Here is a 17,064-nt window from a genome sequence, read left to right as displayed (position 1 = left end):
GAATCAACTTGCTAATAGCTTATTAGAAATGGCATTTGCTGAGCAAAGTCGCATTGCTATTTTACTGCCGTCTTCCAGTTACATGGTGGCTGCGGTGCTGGCAATATTAAAAGCGCGCCATACCTATGTGCCCATTCATCATGACATGCCAACCGATACCTTAGCCTACATCATGAATGATGCAGGCATCGTATTGACGCTGGCACTAAGTGAAGATGCCGAGCGCTTGATTGAAGCCGGTAGTGACTTTTTGTTGCTTGATGATTTGTTTGAAGCCGAGGGGAATTTTGCGTTTTACGATACCAGTTTGCTGGTAGATGAAGACGCAGCAGCATTTAACGAGGCCGAGCTTGCTTATGTTATTTATACCTCAGGTTCAACCGGGCAGCCAAAAGGGGTGCCCATTAGTCATGGCAACCTCAATAATTATCTACGTTTTGCGTCTCAGCGCTACCTGCCACAATCCGGCGGTATAACCAAAGCTGTACTTAGTACACCGCTGGCGTTTGATGCGACGGTGACCGCCTTAGTGCCTATTTTAATGCGAGGCGGAGAGCTTGAGCTGCTCCCCACGGGCGCTGAATTGTTGCCTGCATTACATGAACAGATTTTTGCCGCGACGGAAGCTAAATTATTCAAGTTAACACCAGCTCACTTACGCGCGGTATTCGCATTAAGTGACGCACAAACTTATAGCAATATTGCTCACCGATTTGTGGTTGGCGGTGAAGGGTTGAGCGCAGCTTTGGTTGATAAGCTGATGGATAAGCTCCCTAATGCTCAGTGGATAAACGAATATGGCCCAACTGAGGCAACAGTCGGCTGTAGTATCTATGCTGTAAGCCTTGAGTCGCGCCACTTGTTAGCGGGTCATGAGGAAGTGCCGATTGGTCATGCTATCGATAATATGACCCTTGCGGTAGTCGATGAGTTTGGTCAGCTGGCTTTACCTAATATGCCTGGAGAGCTTTGGCTTGCGGGAGATGGGGTGTGTGAAGGCTATATTAATCTCGCGAGTGTGACGCAAACACGCTTTGTTGAGCAAGCAGTGCCTACGTCTGGTACTTCAAGCATGCGTTGGTATCGCAGTGGCGACAAGGCAAAGTGGCAGGCGAATGCGCGCGGTGAGGCAGACTATCTTTGTTATTTGGGGCGGTTAGATGAGCAAGTCAAACTGCGCGGCTACCGTATTTCTCTTGTGGCAATCGCTCATCAAATCGACGCGTTGACACAAGTAAAAAGCTGCGCTGTGAGTGTTGATGAAGCGCAAGAAAGCCTAGTGGCTCATGTGGTCTTACATGACGAGGCTAAGCTCACACTTGTGCAGTTGCGCCAAGCTTTATCGCAGTCGCTGCCCAGTTACATGTTACCCGCTGCACTGGATATCGTTGCTGATATTCCGCTGACTGCAAACGCAAAAGTAGACAAGCAAGCATTACAGCTTGCCTATCAGGCACAGGCGAAAAGCCATGAGGTCACCGAGGTAATTGATGGATCTAAGCTCACGGACATACAGCGTTATTTACTTGAGTTATATCGCGAGCTTCTGCCGAGCCAAGTACAGAGTATTAACGACAGCTTCTTTGACTTAGGCGGGCATTCGCTGCTGGCCATTAAAGTGATAAGCCGAGTGCGCAGTGAGCAGCGGCGAGATATCACCTTACCACAACTTTTTGATGCACCGAGTATTGCAGCATTTGCTGAAGCGATAACGACAAGTTCGATGATTGCGCACAGCAATACCATTGAGCCGGTATCAAGGGCCCAAGCGTTACCTTTGTCTTTTGCTCAGCAGCGTTTGTGGTTGATCGACCAGTTACATGAGCAAAGTGTGCAATACCATATGCCAGCGAGCTATTGGTGTGAAGGTGCCTTAGATATTGACGCTTTAACACAAGCGTTAAGCGCGATTGTTGCACGTCATGAAGTACTCCGTACGGTCATCGTTCCTGCAAGTGGTGATCACGGTGCTGTGCAGCAAGTTCGTGATCAAGTAGCCTGTCCTGTGGAATTAGTCGATTTGTCTGGGCTGAATAACGCAGAGCAACAGCAGCGTTGGCAAACATTGCAGCAACAATCGCTCAGCAAGCATTTTGATTTATGCCAAGACACTATGCTGCGCGTGATCTGTGTACAGTTTAGTCACAACCAATTTGGACTTTTGTTTAACATGCACCACATTGCCAGCGATGGTTGGTCAATGGCGCTGCTGGCGAAAGAATTTGTGGCGTTTTATCGGCACTTTAGTGAAACGCCAGCGCATTCGTTGCCAGAGCAATACGCTAAGCCGCTAGCGGTGCAGTATGCAGACTTTGCCTACTGGCAGCAAAAACAGCAAGATAGCTATCAGGCGGATCTTGCCTATTGGCAAACTCAGTTGCAGCAATGTCCTGTTGTTCATGAATTACCGCTGGACTTTGAGCGACCACAAGTTCAGTCCCTTGATGGTGAGTGTATTCGTCATACTCTTACGACGTCGCAAGTTGAGGCGATAAAAGCGCATTGCCAAGCACAAGGAGTAACCTTGTATATGTGGTTGCAAAGTGCCTTTTCGCTGTTGATGCTTCGTCTTAGTCAAACGCAGGATATTGTTATTGGCTCGCCCATTGCCGGACGTGAGGTAAAAGAGTTAGAGGGATTACTGGGCTGCTTTGTGAATACTTTAGCTATTCGCACTCGCAAAGTGGGGTCGCCTTCATTTAACGATTGGCTAAGTGAACAAAAGCAGGTGATTTTAGCGGCGTTTGCCCATCAGAGTTTACCCTTTGAACAACTTGTTGATGCCATTAATCCTCCGCGCAGCTTAGCGCATTCACCCGTGTTACAAATACTCTTTGCACTACAAAATAACGAACAAAGTGACTTCGAGCTACCTCATCTTAAAATCGAGCAACAGCTTGATCTCAAGCCTGCAATGAAGTTCGACTTAGAAGTCAATGCACAAGAATTTGGCAGTGAGATTGCAGTGCAGTGGAATTATGCCAAAGCCTTGTTTAAGCACAGTAGCGTACAGGCGATGAGTGATGCTTTTGTGACGTTAATTGGCGCGGCGCTGAAAAGCCCTGAGCAAAGCGTAAATACCTTACCATTAGTTGATAGCAAAACACTCAGCGAGCTAGGGCTTACCGCGCAAGCACAGCCGCAATCTCCTTGGTTTATCAGCGATAAAATACAACATTTTGCTCAGCACCACGCGAACCATAATGCTGTACGAGATATGACAGGCAAGCGGTTAAGTTTTGGCGAATTGGAGCTACAAAGTAACAAGCTAGCGCGTTACTTGGTTGAGCAAGGCGTAACAGCAAAGTCGCAGGTCGCAATAAGCTTAGCGCCAAGTTGTGAGCAAGTTGTGGCACTGTTGGCAATCTTAAAAGTTGGGGCTGTGTATGTGCCGCTTGACCCCAATGCACCGAGTCAGCGTCAGCACTATATATTGCGTGACAGTAAAGCGACTTGCCTTATCACCACCTCAGCGCTACTTCCAAACAGCACAGATCTCAGCTGCCATGTGATGCTAATAGACACCGAGCAGGATTGGCAGAACATGCCTGTAGAGGCGCTTGCGCCATTAAGTGATATTGATGCGCCAGCTTATATGATTTATACCTCAGGCACCACAGGGCAACCCAAAGGCGTGATGATAAGCCATCGAAACTTGCACCTTTATCTTGAGCACGTGAGCCGTAGTTATGTCAAAAGCGATTTACATGAGAGTGTTGTCAGCACACCTTTAGCATTTGATGCGACAGTAACGAGCTTATGGGGCGCGCTGGTTAATGGTCTTGGCGTTGTATTGTTAAGCGATGGCGGGCAGTTAATCACAGAGCTAAGTGAATGTTTAGCGCGCGAAGAAGCGCTGTTGTTTAAGTTGACACCAGCCCATTTGCAAGGCGTGCTGGCACGATTACAACCAAGCAATGCAGCGCACCACATTGTGGTGGGGGGAGAAGCCCTATCTAGCAGCGTGGTGGCTCAAGTTGGAGCACTGGTGCCACAGGCTCATTTTTACAACGAATATGGTCCAACAGAAGCAACGGTTGGGTGCTGTGTGTATCGCTGTAGTGGCCAAGATGCGGTTGCGCTTGCACAGCAATCACAGCGCTTTGTGCCAATTGGTAACGCCATTCAAGGCACTGATTTGGTGGTATTGGATCAGCATCAACAGCCTGTGCCTATGGGCATGCCCGGTGAGCTATACATCGCAGGCGATAATGTGGCTCAGGCGTATTTTGGATTGCCTGAACTCAGCGCCAGTAAATTTGTATCATTGTCTTTGATGAATAACTCGCAGCGTTATTATCAGACGGGGGATCAAGTGCGCTGGCTGCTAGATGAACAGGGCTGCTCTTGCGTGCTGCAGTTTATTGGTCGTCGAGACAATCAAGTTAAGCTGCGTGGTTATCGCATTGAGCTTGATGAGATCGCAGCTCAGCTTGAGCAACTAGATGTAGTGCAACAAGCACATGTGTTACTTAACGAAAGTAAAGATAACTTACTGGCCTGTGTGGTGCTAACTACGTCATCGCACAGTGATGCCATCTGTGAGCTTGAACAAGCGCTACAGACTCAGGTTTTAACCTCGTTAGCAGAGGTCCTACCAAGTTACATGTTGCCTTACAAGCTGTATGCACTGGCTGCTATGCCGCTTACCAATAATGGCAAAGTAGACGCAGGAGCGCTTGCACAGCTGGTGCAATCGCAACAGGCGCAAGCGCTTACAGCACCTTTAGCTCCTATGACCGAGCTACAAACGCTACTGGCAGAAGTTTTTGCTCAAGTGCTCAATACTCAAGTCCGAGATATTAACAGTAACTTCTTTGAATTAGGGGGGCACTCTTTATCAGCAAGCCAAGCGGTTGCCTTAATTGAACAAGCGCTTGAGGTGCCCATTACCTTAAAAGTATTGTTCGAGCGGCCAAGTGTTCGTGCACTTGCAACTTGGTGTGAGATCCATCGTGCAGCCAGAGCAGCAGACGAAAACGGTCAGTCTGAGGAGATGTTTTTGTGATGAATGAACAGCAAAGACAGATAGAGGCATTGATCGCAGAAGCATTAGCAGCTGGCGTGACCTTGTATGAAAAAAACGGTGGCTTAGCATTTAAGCAAACCGCTGGGTTTCCTCCCCAGTTAAAACAGCAAGTAGTTGAATATAAATCAGAGATCATAGCTTACTTTCAGCAGCAAAGCCGTGATATGGCGAAATCTTCACCGCACATTATCACGCAGCCAAATGCGGGGAAGGACTTACCGCTAAGCTTTGCACAAGAGGGGCTTTGGTTTATAGAGCAGTTGCAAGGCAGCAAGCAGTATTATATGCCCGCCGAGTTTTTGTTACGCGGCGAGCTTAATATTCCCGCAATGCGCAGCGCTGTGCAAGATGTGGTGCAGCGCCACGAAATACTGCGCGCTAGGTTTGTAAAAAATGAACAAGATGGCCAACCCCAGCTGCAAATAACGGATGATATTAGTGCGCCGTTCGAGTGGCTTGATGCCAGTGTAGCTGCTGAGGAAACAAGGCAAGCCTACATTGCTTCGCGCATCGCAGCACATCAAAACAAGCCTTTTGACTTGGCTCATGATTGTTTGCTTCGCGTGCTGGTGGTGAGTGATGGCGATGAACATCACCTTGCATTTAATATGCACCATATCGTCTCTGATGGGGCGTCAATGGCGTTACTTGCACAAGAAATCGAAGCTGGCTATTGCAAACACATAGGCACATCTTATACGCCGCTTGCAACTATGCAGGTGCAATATAGTGATTTTAGCCAGTGGCAGCGAGCACAGCTAACGCCAGATCGCATCGAGGCACCATTGGCGCAACTAAAACAGCAATTTAGCGAATTAGCGCCGTTGCAGTCATTGCCTTGCGATTTTGTCCGTCCTGCGGTGCAGTCGTTAACAGGGAAAGTATATCGCCAAGCGCTTGATACGTCGTTATTTGCGGCGATTTCGACACAGGCGAAGTCGCTCCAACTGACCCCCTTTATGTGGCTGCTCAATACCTTTATGTTGTTTATCGCAAGGCTTACGCAATCGCAGCAGGTAGTTGTAGGCACGCCAGAGCTTGGTCGCCATCACCCCGAATTAACACCGTTAATTGGCTTGTTCGTTAATACCTTAGTGATGCAAGCAAAGCTTGAAAGTGATATGCCATTTAGCCAATGGTTGCAGCAACAAAAAGACCTCAACTTAGCGGCGTTTGAATACCGCGATATTCCTTTTGATAAAGTGGTTGAAGCCGTTGGCGCTCCACGAGATTTAAGCCACCACCCGCTAGTACAAATATTATTTACACTGGAAACCCGTGATGAGCGCGCTTTTACGCTTCCTGGGTTATCAGTTCAAGAAGTGCAAAAAAAGCAGGCGGACAGCATCCCTGTAAAATGCGACATAGAACTCAATGCCATAGTTGATAAGCAGGCCCTTTATTTACATTGGAAGTTTGATAGCCATCTTTACACAGAAGAGACCATCAAACATTGGGCGGATTGCTTTCATACGCTACTTCAAGCGTGTGTTACAGCGCCTCATACCGCCGTTGGTGAACTTGCGTTACTGAACCAAAAACAGCAACAAGCTTTAATAACGGGCGCGCAATGCCATGGGGCAACTTGGCCTAAGCAAGACACTATCACCAGCTTATTCACGCGCTATGCCGAGCGCTTTGCCACACGCACAGCTGTGCAAGATAGCACGACTGTGCTGAGTTATCGTGAGCTCAATACTCGAGTCGATGCGCTGGCGATAATGCTGTTACAACAAGGGGTCACGCCACGAACCATGTTGGTGGTGAGTGTATCACGTAGCATTGAGATGATAGTGACCTTGCTGGCAGTGCTTAGAGTGGGTGCCGCCTACGTGCCAGTAGATCCCGACTACCCGCAAGAACGCATTGAATATATTTTGGAAGACGTGCAAAGCCCATGGCTGCTTTGTGATAACGCCACGCAGGCACAGTTTAGTCAGCTTTCATACCAGCTAATTAATGTGTCACAGGCAGAGCATCAGGTCAGCCGCGAAGCCCTCAAGCAGCTTGATGTTATTCAGATTGAGCCGCAAGATTTGGCTTATATGATCTATACCTCTGGCACCACAGGGCGACCAAAAGGCGTACAAATTGAGCACCGTCATGTGGTGCGGTTACTCCATGTTGAGCCCAACTTATTCGATTTTAATGAGCAAGACATTTGGACCTTATTTCATTCCTTCTGCTTTGATTTCTCTGTGTGGGAAATGTATGGCGCGTTACTCTTTGGTGGTCGCCTTGTGGTTGTGGATAAAGTGACTGCGCAAGACACCCAAGCTTTTGCTCAGCTATTGGTTGATGCCCAGGTTACGGTCTTAAATCAAACACCAAGTGCGTTTTACGCGCTACAAGCCACGCTACTCAACGACAGTCACTTGGCGAGTGAATGTGTAGTGCGGTACGTAATTTTTGGTGGTGAAGCGCTACAGCCGAGTAAGCTACAACCTTGGGCACAGCAGTTATCAAATTGCCAGTTAATCAATATGTATGGCATTACCGAAACCACGGTACATGTTACGTTTAAAGCGCTGGAGCCTGCGGATCTGACGCTTGGCACCAGTAATATAGGTCATGCTATTCCGACCACCAGCTGCTATGTACTTGATGACAAGCAAAGGCTCTTGCCGCAAGGTGCCGTGGGCGAGTTGTACGTAGGTGGCGAGGGGGTTTGTCGGGGGTATTGGCAACGTGACGAGTTAAACGCGACACGCTTTATTCAAAACCCATTTAGTGCAGCACCCGATCAGCGGCTATATCGTTCGGGCGATCTCGTGCGCTTAATGGTTAGTGGTGAGCTGAGCTACGTTGGCCGAATTGACGACCAAGTAAAAGTTCGGGGTTATCGTATTGAATTAGGCGAAATTGAAAACCAGTTGCGCCACCATCCCGAAGTGGCTGAGGTCACTGTGCTGTTAAATCGGCAAGACCCAGAAAATGTCTGGATTTGCGCCTTTGTGGTGTTACACAAACAGGTCGAGTTCGATGACATCACGTTAGTTATGCAGCAGTTTTTAAAACAAAATTTACCCGACCATATGTTGCCTGCCAAAGTGCAAGCGGTGGCAGCTATGCCACTGACCAGCAATGGCAAAGTCGATAAAAAAGCACTACTGCAGCAACTTGATACAAGCTTTAACGAAAACACTTATGAAGCACCGATTGGCGAGCTTGAAACCCAACTTGCAAGCTATTTTTCTGAGATCTTGCAGTGCGAATCAGTTGGTCGCTATGACGACTTTTTTAGACTCGGCGGGCACTCACTACTTGCTGCAAAACTGGCAAATCATATTCGCAAAACGCTGCAAATTGAGTTACCGCTGCAAACGATTTTTACGCACCCTACGGTGCAAGGTTTAGCGACAGCACTTGAAAAGCAAGACACGCAGCTAAGTACAATTGTTGTGGTAGATAAAACCAATGGTGTGGTGCTGTCCTTTGCTCAGCAGCGTTTGTGGACATTAGATCAAATGCAGCAGGGCAGCCAGCAATATCAAATTCAAGCGTTATTGGCGTTTTCAGGAAAGCTTGATCTGAGCGCATTCGAGCAAAGTTGGCAAAAGGTGCTGTCACGGCATCAGGTATTGCACTCGACTATTACCAACACCAACGGTCAGCCTAAACAGTATCTTGTGGCTTTGCCTGAGCAGTTTGTTACGCTTATTGACGTCTCCACGCAATCACCGCTGTGGCAAAACTTGCTTTGGCAGCGCGCAGTACGAGACGACCAAGCGCAGGGTTTTGACTTTAGTAAAGATCTAATGATCCGTGTAACACTAGTTCGCTTTTCATCAGGCTACCATCGTCTTATTGTCAACATGCACCACATTGCTAGTGATGCTGGCTCCATTGAAGTATTAATGCGAGAGCTTACGCAATTTTATGCCCATTACGCCCAAGGCTGTGAACTTGCCCGTAACTTGATTGCGCCACCTGAGGTGCAATACGCGGATTATGCTCATTGGCATCGAGCACAGTGCCAAGGCGCGCAGCAAAGTGCAGACATGAAATTTTGGTCAGCGCACCTTGATGGTGCGCCACCACTGCATCAATTACCGCTCGATACGCCGCGTGTGCAGGCCATGAACAATAGCGCGCAAGCATTTGATCAGCAGCTAAGCGCAGAGACATGGCAACAGCTACAACAGCATTGCCAGCGCTTGGCAATAACCCCATTTATTTGGTTGCATAGCGCGTATGCGGTGATGCTCGCCAAGTTTAGCAAAGTGGATGATATTGTGATTGGTGCGCCATTTTCAGGGCGGCATCACCCACAAGTGGAGCAGTTGATTGGCTTTTTTGTTAATGCCTTACCGATTCGCGTGAAGCTCGATTGGCAGCAGAGTTTCAGCCAACTACTCGATATACAAAAAGAGCAGATTGAACAAGTACATCAACATCAATCTTTGCCCTTTGAGCAGCTCATTGATCATCTTGGTGTTAGCCGAGAGCTGAGTCACCAGAGTGTTTTCCAGTTGAGTTTTGCATTTAATCCCGAGCCACAGCACACACCAGAGTTTGTGGGGCTCAGCACGGAAGTTTTAACGTCAGAAAACGCGCGTGCCAAGTTTGATCTAGAGCTCAGTGCCACATTAAGTGGGCAAGGGTTGCGATTGCACTGGCTATACAACAGTGGGCTATTTGAAAAAGAAATGGTGGCTAGCATTGCAGAGTGTTTTAACCTTGTAATTGCGCAGTTACTCGCGCAACCTGATTGCGCTCTTGCGGGTATAAAACTTTGCAAGGAGCAGCCGCTAGCGGATTATGCGATTTCAGGCAAGTCAGCGCCGGAACACTTAGAGCAGTCAGTGCTTGAGCAAATTGAGCGAAATATGGCAGAGCCTGCACAAGCTGAGCGGCTCGCAGTAATTGACACAAACTCAAAGCAAACCTTGAGTTATGGTGAGCTTAATGAAAGAACCAAGGCATTGGCGGCGCTGTTATTAAGCGAAGGGCTGCAATCAGAGCAGCCTGTACTTGTTGCGATGACGGGTAGCGCAGATCTCATTGTGGCGATGTTGGCTGTGTTAAAAGCGGGTGGATGTTATGTACCTGTGGACCCTCATTACCCTCAAGCGCGAGTGAATTACATTGCCAAAGACAGCGGTGCCGCGCTGGTTTTAACAAAGTGTGAGTTTGCCGCTCGCTTTGAGTCAGCAGAGTTAGATGATAACCACATTGACGCTGACTACCGCTCCCCACATGTCATTTGTGTTGATGACGCCGACGTGCGAGCGCGTCTTGCTGCAATATCAATACCTCAGCAGTTTCCAGAAGTTAACGTGGAGCAGTTGGCTTATGTGATTTATACCTCTGGCACGACAGGTAACCCCAAAGGCGTAATGATAGCTCACCAAGGATTGGCGAATTTATGTGCTTGGCACCAGCGAGCCTTTGCGGTGGATACTCATAGTGTTGCAAGTCAAACCGCCAACCCCGCCTTTGACGCGGCAACGTGGGAGGTTTGGCCTTATTTATGTGCCGGAGCGAGTCTAGTGTGTGTAACAAAAGCGGTGCTACAGTCACCGGCCGAATTAACTACCTGCTTCAACACACATCAAGTCACACATAGTTTTATTGCAACGCCAATTGCCCAAGCGCTGCTCACCGAGCCTTTGTTTAACCCGCAAAGCTTGCGCTATTTATTGGTTGGTGGCGATAAGCTCGGTGCGCTACAAGCAAAAGAATACGAATTTACCCTAGTCAATAACTATGGACCTACCGAAGCCTCTGTAGTCGCGACCTCAGGCGTGGTTGAGTTTGACGAACAGGTGCCAGATATCGGCTTACCTGTCGACAATAGCCAGCTATTTATTTTAGATCCACAATTGCGCGCTGTGCCTCAGGGGATGATTGGGGAGTTATATATTACCGGAGCGGGACTTGCTAGAGGGTATTTACATCAACCACAGCTTAGCGCTGAGCGTTTTATTGAGCTACAAGTCTCTCCATCGCAAACGGTACGAGCCTATAAAACGGGAGATTTAGTACGCCAGCTTAGCAACGGCCGTATCGCCTATATGGGTCGTAATGATGGACAAGTAAAGCTGCGAGGTTATCGTATTGAACTGGCCGAAATTGAACAGCAAATTGGGCTGCTATCGGGCGTACAAGAATGCGCGGTTCAGATAACCACAAGTGCGTCAGGGCAGCCACAGTTGCAGGCATTTGTGGTGGCAAATATTGAGCCTAAGGAGCTTCAAACCCAGCTAAAGGAAAGGCTACCAAGTTATATGGTGCCAGAGCACTTTGTTATGCTCGAAAAGCTCCCTTTGACGCCGCATGGCAAGGTTGACCATCGTGCCTTGGCAACACTTGGTAAAACGCAACAGACTATCACAGTAACCGAGCAGAGCGCGTTGGTTCCACAGGCTAACAGCGTCGTTGCTCAGTTATTGGCGATTTATCGGCAGGTATTAAATACGCCGTCCATGACAGCTGAAGACGACTATTTTGCGTTGGGCGGCGACTCTATTTTGAGTATTCAAATCGCAAGTAAAGCCAAAGTACTCAAGTTACCAGTGAGTGCGACTGATGTGTTTACCTACCCCAGTGTTTCGGCGCTTGCTGCAAGACTTGCCCAGCAAGATATTCTGGTGCCGACGGACAGAGAAAGACTGCCATTGGTTGGTCAGCTCGATAAATTACCAATTCAGTATTGGTTTTTTGCTCAGCAATTTGCCAAACCCAGTCATTGGGATCAAAGCGTGTTGGTGAGTGTGGATAAATCCGTCACACCTGCGCAGCTTATGGAGGTTGTAAAATATCTGCTTACCCAGCACGACGCGCTACGCTTGGTGGTTGCGGATGAAAACACCCTATTTGTACGTGATAGCATTGATATTCAAAAGGTATTTACGGCGCATACACTTGAGCGTGAGGTATGGCAAGCTGAGCTGAGCGAGTTCAGTGAACAAGTGCAGCAAGGTTTTGCGTTTACTAGCACGCCACTGTTTAAAGCGGTGCTATTTGTTACACCTAACAGTGAGGCCAATAATCGCTTGCTGTTTAGTGCACATCACTTGCTAGTGGATGGCGTCTCTTGGCGGGTGTTACTTGAAGATGTGAGCCAGTTACTACAGCAGCAAATAAACAATGTGCCGGTTGAGCTTCCAGCCGCAAGCGCAAATTTGGCTGAACTTGCCGTTTTTTATCGTGAACTTGCATCTAATGAGCGCGACTTGCGCAAATGGCAGAAGGTGGCTGCGCTGGCTGAAAGTTCACACTTATTGAGCCTAAAAGATACAAGCGCGACTCCAACGATAGCTAAAGCTCGCCACACGTTATCAGCATCGCACACCCGTGCATTATTGGGATCTGCCAACACCAGTTATGGTACGACGGCGCAAGCACTGCTGCTCAGTGCACTTGCCTGGTGTGCGCAAAAGCGTGGTGCAGGCAGTGAAGTGATCATGCTAGAAGGGCATGGTCGCGAGTTGCTGACCGAGGCACTGGATAGCAGCCGAACCATTGGCTGGTTAACGGCGCTCTATCCAATGCCGTTATTTAGTAATGGCAGCCGCTTGCATGATGTCATTTGTAGTATCAAGGCAGAGCTTGAAAGGAGCGCTAAAGTTGCCAGTAGTTATGGTGCTGCGCGGTATTTACACCCAGAGCCAAACGTTCGCTCATCGCTTGAGATTGATACCCGAGACTTACTGTTTTTTAACTATTTAGGCCAGCTAGATACAGTTATTGAGCAGCAAGGCTTGTTGGGAGATGCTAATGAGTCGACAGGCACTTTGGTTGCAGAGTCAAATCTCAGTTACTTTGGAGCGCAGCTAACCGCGGCGGTCGTGGATGGTCAATTGGCGTTAACGCTGGAGTTTGACAGCCAGCGCTTAGCATCTGAAGCAGCAGAGCAATTAAGTAAAGAGATACTCGAAAGTCTAATTCAGGTCATCGAGCATTGCCAATCCCAGCCTCAACGTCATTACACAGTCAGTGACTTTGCACTTCTCAGCGGCATTTCTGAACGGCAGTTACAGCGCATATTTGGGCAGGTTGAAGGGGAAGTTGAGGATATTTACCCCCTAACGGGTTTACAGCAAGGCATGTGGTTCCACAGTCAAACGGCACGTGAGGCGCACACTCAAAGCACGCAGCCTTATATCGAGCAAGCCAGCTTATTGCTACAAGGTTGTGTGGATATCGAGGCGTTGAGTTACGCTTGGCAGCAATTAATTAAACAGCACAGCATATTACGCTCGGCCTTTATAGATGTTGCTGGCGAGCCGCTGCAAGTGGTTTATAAACATGCCGAACTACCGCTGAATCTGGTGCAGAGTGTCGCTATTGCAGATGCGCAATCGCATGTGGTGAAATCACAGGCCGAAGTGGAGCTTGCCGAGCCGCTTAAGCTCTCGCAAGCGCCTTGTATGCGGTTAAGCTTAATCGCTTTTGATGATGGCAATGTTGGAGTGGTGTGGACGTATCATCATCTTATTATGGATGGCTGGTCATTACCGATATTATTTGCTGAATTAGTGGCATTTTATCAAGCTCGTTGCCAAGGTGAGTTACGCCCCATTGTAGTAGATAATTTCCGCGATCATATCGAATATTTGCATACACATGTTGAGTGTGATGAAGCGTTTTGGCGGGAGTATTTGGGTGGAGTTACCACGCCCACATTACTCAGCGAAAAGGTACTTCACACTGAAAATAAAGCGGCTGGTGTTAAAGAACTCAGTGTGACTTTACCGCAACCGCTGCAAGATGCCGTGACTCGCTTTACAAGCGAGCAAGGACTTACCGTCAATCAGTTTATCCAAGGGCTCTGGGCGTATTGGGTAGCAAGTTGCTGCAACGAACCGTATGCCTTATTTGGTCAAACTATAGCGGGCAGACCTACAGCGCTTAGTAGAATGGCGCAGCGCGTTGGCTTGTATATTAATACGCAAGCGGTTTATGTAGAGATAGATCAAAATGCGCGTGTGAAAGATTACCTACAAGCGGTGAAGTCGCAGCTTACGGCATTGGCGCAGCACCCGCATACACCACTGACACAAGCTCATCAGTGGTCGGGTATTGACAACGATAGTCCACTATTTGATTGCTTGTATGTTTTTGAAAATTATCCGCAAGATCCGTTACAAAATAGCGCTGAGCTGCCATTCACGGCAATCACTTTGAGTGAAGTTGACGAAACACACTATCCATTGACTTTCGTGGTCGGCGTAGGGGGGGGGGTATCGCTCACGCTGAGCTATCAGCAGCAGTGTTTTGATGAGGTGTTTATCGAGCAAAGCCTTGCGGCGATGCAGCAGCTGATGTTAGCGGCGACACAACAGCCTGAGCAAACATTCGGGAAATTGTCTTGGCAGCCTCAACACGCGCAGTACAGCAAGGCACTGTCTCTGCCTACTTTTGCACTGACGCAAGCGGTGCCATATCAAACGCCAAGTTTACCTATTCAGCAATTATTTGCACAAATCGCTGCTGAATTTCCTGAGCATATTGCTATTCGTGAATATAGTAGCGTCTCTGAGGAGGCTCGCTGTTATCACTATTCACAGCTGGATAAAGACGCCAATCAGCTCGCCCATTACCTTGCATCACGATTAGAGCTAAGTACAGCCCCCGTTATTATTGGCCTGTGTCTAGAGGCGAATTACCAGCTTATTGTGGCTATGCTTGCGGTGCTCAAATTGGGCGCGGCTTATCTACCAATTGCACCAACACTACCTGAGTCTCGACGCCGTTTGCTGTTGCAAAGTGCCAATGCAGCCATGCTGGTTACTAAAATAGAATATTGGCAGGGGAGTTCGGAGCAAGTAGTGCCTCAAGTTGATGTAGATAGTATTAAGGATGCTTTGGCTGCGCAGCCCAGTCGTTGCTTTACTGCGCCATGCCAGATTGACGACCTCTGTTACGTAATTTATACCTCGGGCACCACGGGCATGCCAAAAGGGGTGATGGTGGAGCATGCCAGTGTCGTTAATTATGTGCAGACTTTAGCTACGCAATATGCGATTACGCCAAGCGACAATTACCTGCAATTTGCTAGCATGAGCTTTGATGTGTTTGCCGAAGAAGTCTTTTGTACTTTACTTCGTGGTGCAACCTTGGTGATGGCACCGACGGACGACATGTTAGATCCCAATAAACTGGCGCAATTAAGCCAAGATGCTGATTTAACACTGATGAGTTTGCCAACGGCGTATTGGCATCAACTTGCAGCAACTTCAGTCACCCTGCCAGATTCGCTGCGGATCATCACCATAGGTGGCGAGCAAATGCAGATTGCCGCGCTCACCGATTGGCAGCAGCGCTACGGCGACCGTATTCGAATAATTAATGCCTATGGCCCAACCGAAGCAACCATTTCGGCAACGCTTAATGATGTCACGCACTTCAGCGGTGCACGCGTGCCAATCGGTCAGCCTATCGCTGGTTTGTCTTTACATTTACTCGATGAACAGCTTCGAGCGGTGGCCACCGGTGTGGAAGGGGACTTATACATTGCGGGTATTGGCCTTGCCAGAGGCTATCTCAACGACGAGGAAAAGACGCAGCAAGCCTTTATTATTGAGCCAAATAGCGGCCAGCGACTTTATAAAACTGGCGATCGCACTTGCTGTTTAGCCTCAAATGAATTGTTGTATTTAGGCCGTGGTGATGACCAAGTCAAAGTGCGCGGCTACCGTATTGAGCTGGGAGAAATTGAGCGACAACTTCAGCTGCTAAACAGGGTTGCTAATTGCGCTGTGGTGGTGCGCGAAGATGGCAGTAACAACGCGCAACTGGTGGCATTTGTACAGCCTGCACAGCAGACTGAAGTTAGCGCGGCTTCACTACGGGGGCAACTTGGAGCGGCTTTACCTGCTTACATGATCCCTGAGTTGTTCCAATCAGTTAGCCATCTGCCGCTGACAACCAACGGCAAAGTCGATCGCAAACAGCTCACTGCGCTGGCCGGTTCATACACTCTATCGCAATCCCAGCACCAAGAGGCTAAGCAGGAAAGGCTCACCCCACTACAAACGCAATTAGCGCAGCAGTTTGCTCATCGCTTGCAGGTGGATGGAGTGTGCCTTGACGATAACTTCTTTAATTTAGGTGGTCATTCGCTATTAGCGCTGCGTGTAGTGGGTGATATTAATCAGCACCTACAACTCAATTTGCCGCTGTCGGCACTGTTTGAACATCCAACCGTGCGTGGCCTCAGTCAGCATATACAAGTATTAAGAGAGGGTCTTGGCGAATGCGATGGCAAACCTCAATCGCTTGAAACCTTAGTGTGTTTGCAAGAGGGCGAGCTCGGTTTTACACCTGTGGTGCTGATTGCGGGAGCGGGAGGTTGGCTAATGGCATTTCATGCGTTAGTGAATGGGCTTGATAGCCGTATCCCCGTTTATGGCTTGCAACCAGAGGCGCTTGCCGAGGAGCCTGAGACGCTAACCTCCATAGAACGCACCGCCGAGTATTATTTGAGTGTATTAGCTGGCGCAGAACTTGGTGAACAAGTGCATTTGGTCGGACATTCTTTTGGCAGCTTTATTGCCTATCAACTTGCCACTTTACTTGAGCAACAAGGTCGAAGTACTTGCTCGTTAACTGTGATTGATACGCCTGTCCCAAGCAATCCAGCGCTTAACTTGGATGAAACGCAAGTTGCACAAATGATGCTGGATAATCTGGTGGCATTTTTCCGCCTTAGTGTCTCTGATGCTGAAATCAGTGCTTATCAACAAGGTGATGCAACAGCACGCATTGCTTCTCTCAATCGCTGGATAAAACAAGCTGGATTTAATTTTAGTGATACGCATCTACGTCACTTTCAACAAGTTTTTAGTGCCCAACTGCGAGCAAATATTGAGATGCGGTCTATGCTTAGCGACATCCCAATCTGTGTTGTGAAAACGCAGCAAACGCAAGAATTTGAAGGCCGTCCTGTGAATAAAGACATGGGGTGGCAACCATTTAGTCACTCTCTCTCTTGTTATGAAGTCAAAGGAGAACATTTGTCCTGCTTGCAAGCCGAGCAAGTGGGGCAGTTGGTTAACATAATTGAGCGCAACTATGTGTTGCACTAG

2 protein-coding genes (1 of these 2 cut by a window edge) are annotated in these 17,064 nt (G+C 48.4%); both read left to right on the top strand.

All coding sequences use genetic code 11. From position 1 onward, the window contains the following. A protein-coding gene (locus tag HUZ36_RS06700; RefSeq protein ID WP_176032420.1) for a non-ribosomal peptide synthetase crosses the window boundary here: on the top strand, positions 1–5,008 show its 3' portion. Its footprint begins 4,820 nt before the window's first position; 5,008 of the gene's 9,828 nt are visible here — the last part of the coding sequence; the start codon falls outside the window, past its left edge; its stop codon occupies positions 5,006–5,008. Beyond that, positions 5,008–17,064, top strand: coding sequence for a non-ribosomal peptide synthetase (locus HUZ36_RS06695; protein ID WP_176032458.1), 12,057 nt, complete (start codon positions 5,008–5,010; stop codon positions 17,062–17,064). The genes HUZ36_RS06700 and HUZ36_RS06695 overlap by 1 nt, the downstream gene beginning before the upstream one ends.

Origin of the sequence: Pseudoalteromonas sp. McH1-7 (assembly GCF_013366255.1) — a bacterium.
Taxonomy (GTDB): Bacteria; Pseudomonadota; Gammaproteobacteria; order Enterobacterales; family Alteromonadaceae; genus Pseudoalteromonas; species Pseudoalteromonas peptidolytica.
This window is presented reverse-complemented; position numbering and strand designations above follow the sequence as displayed.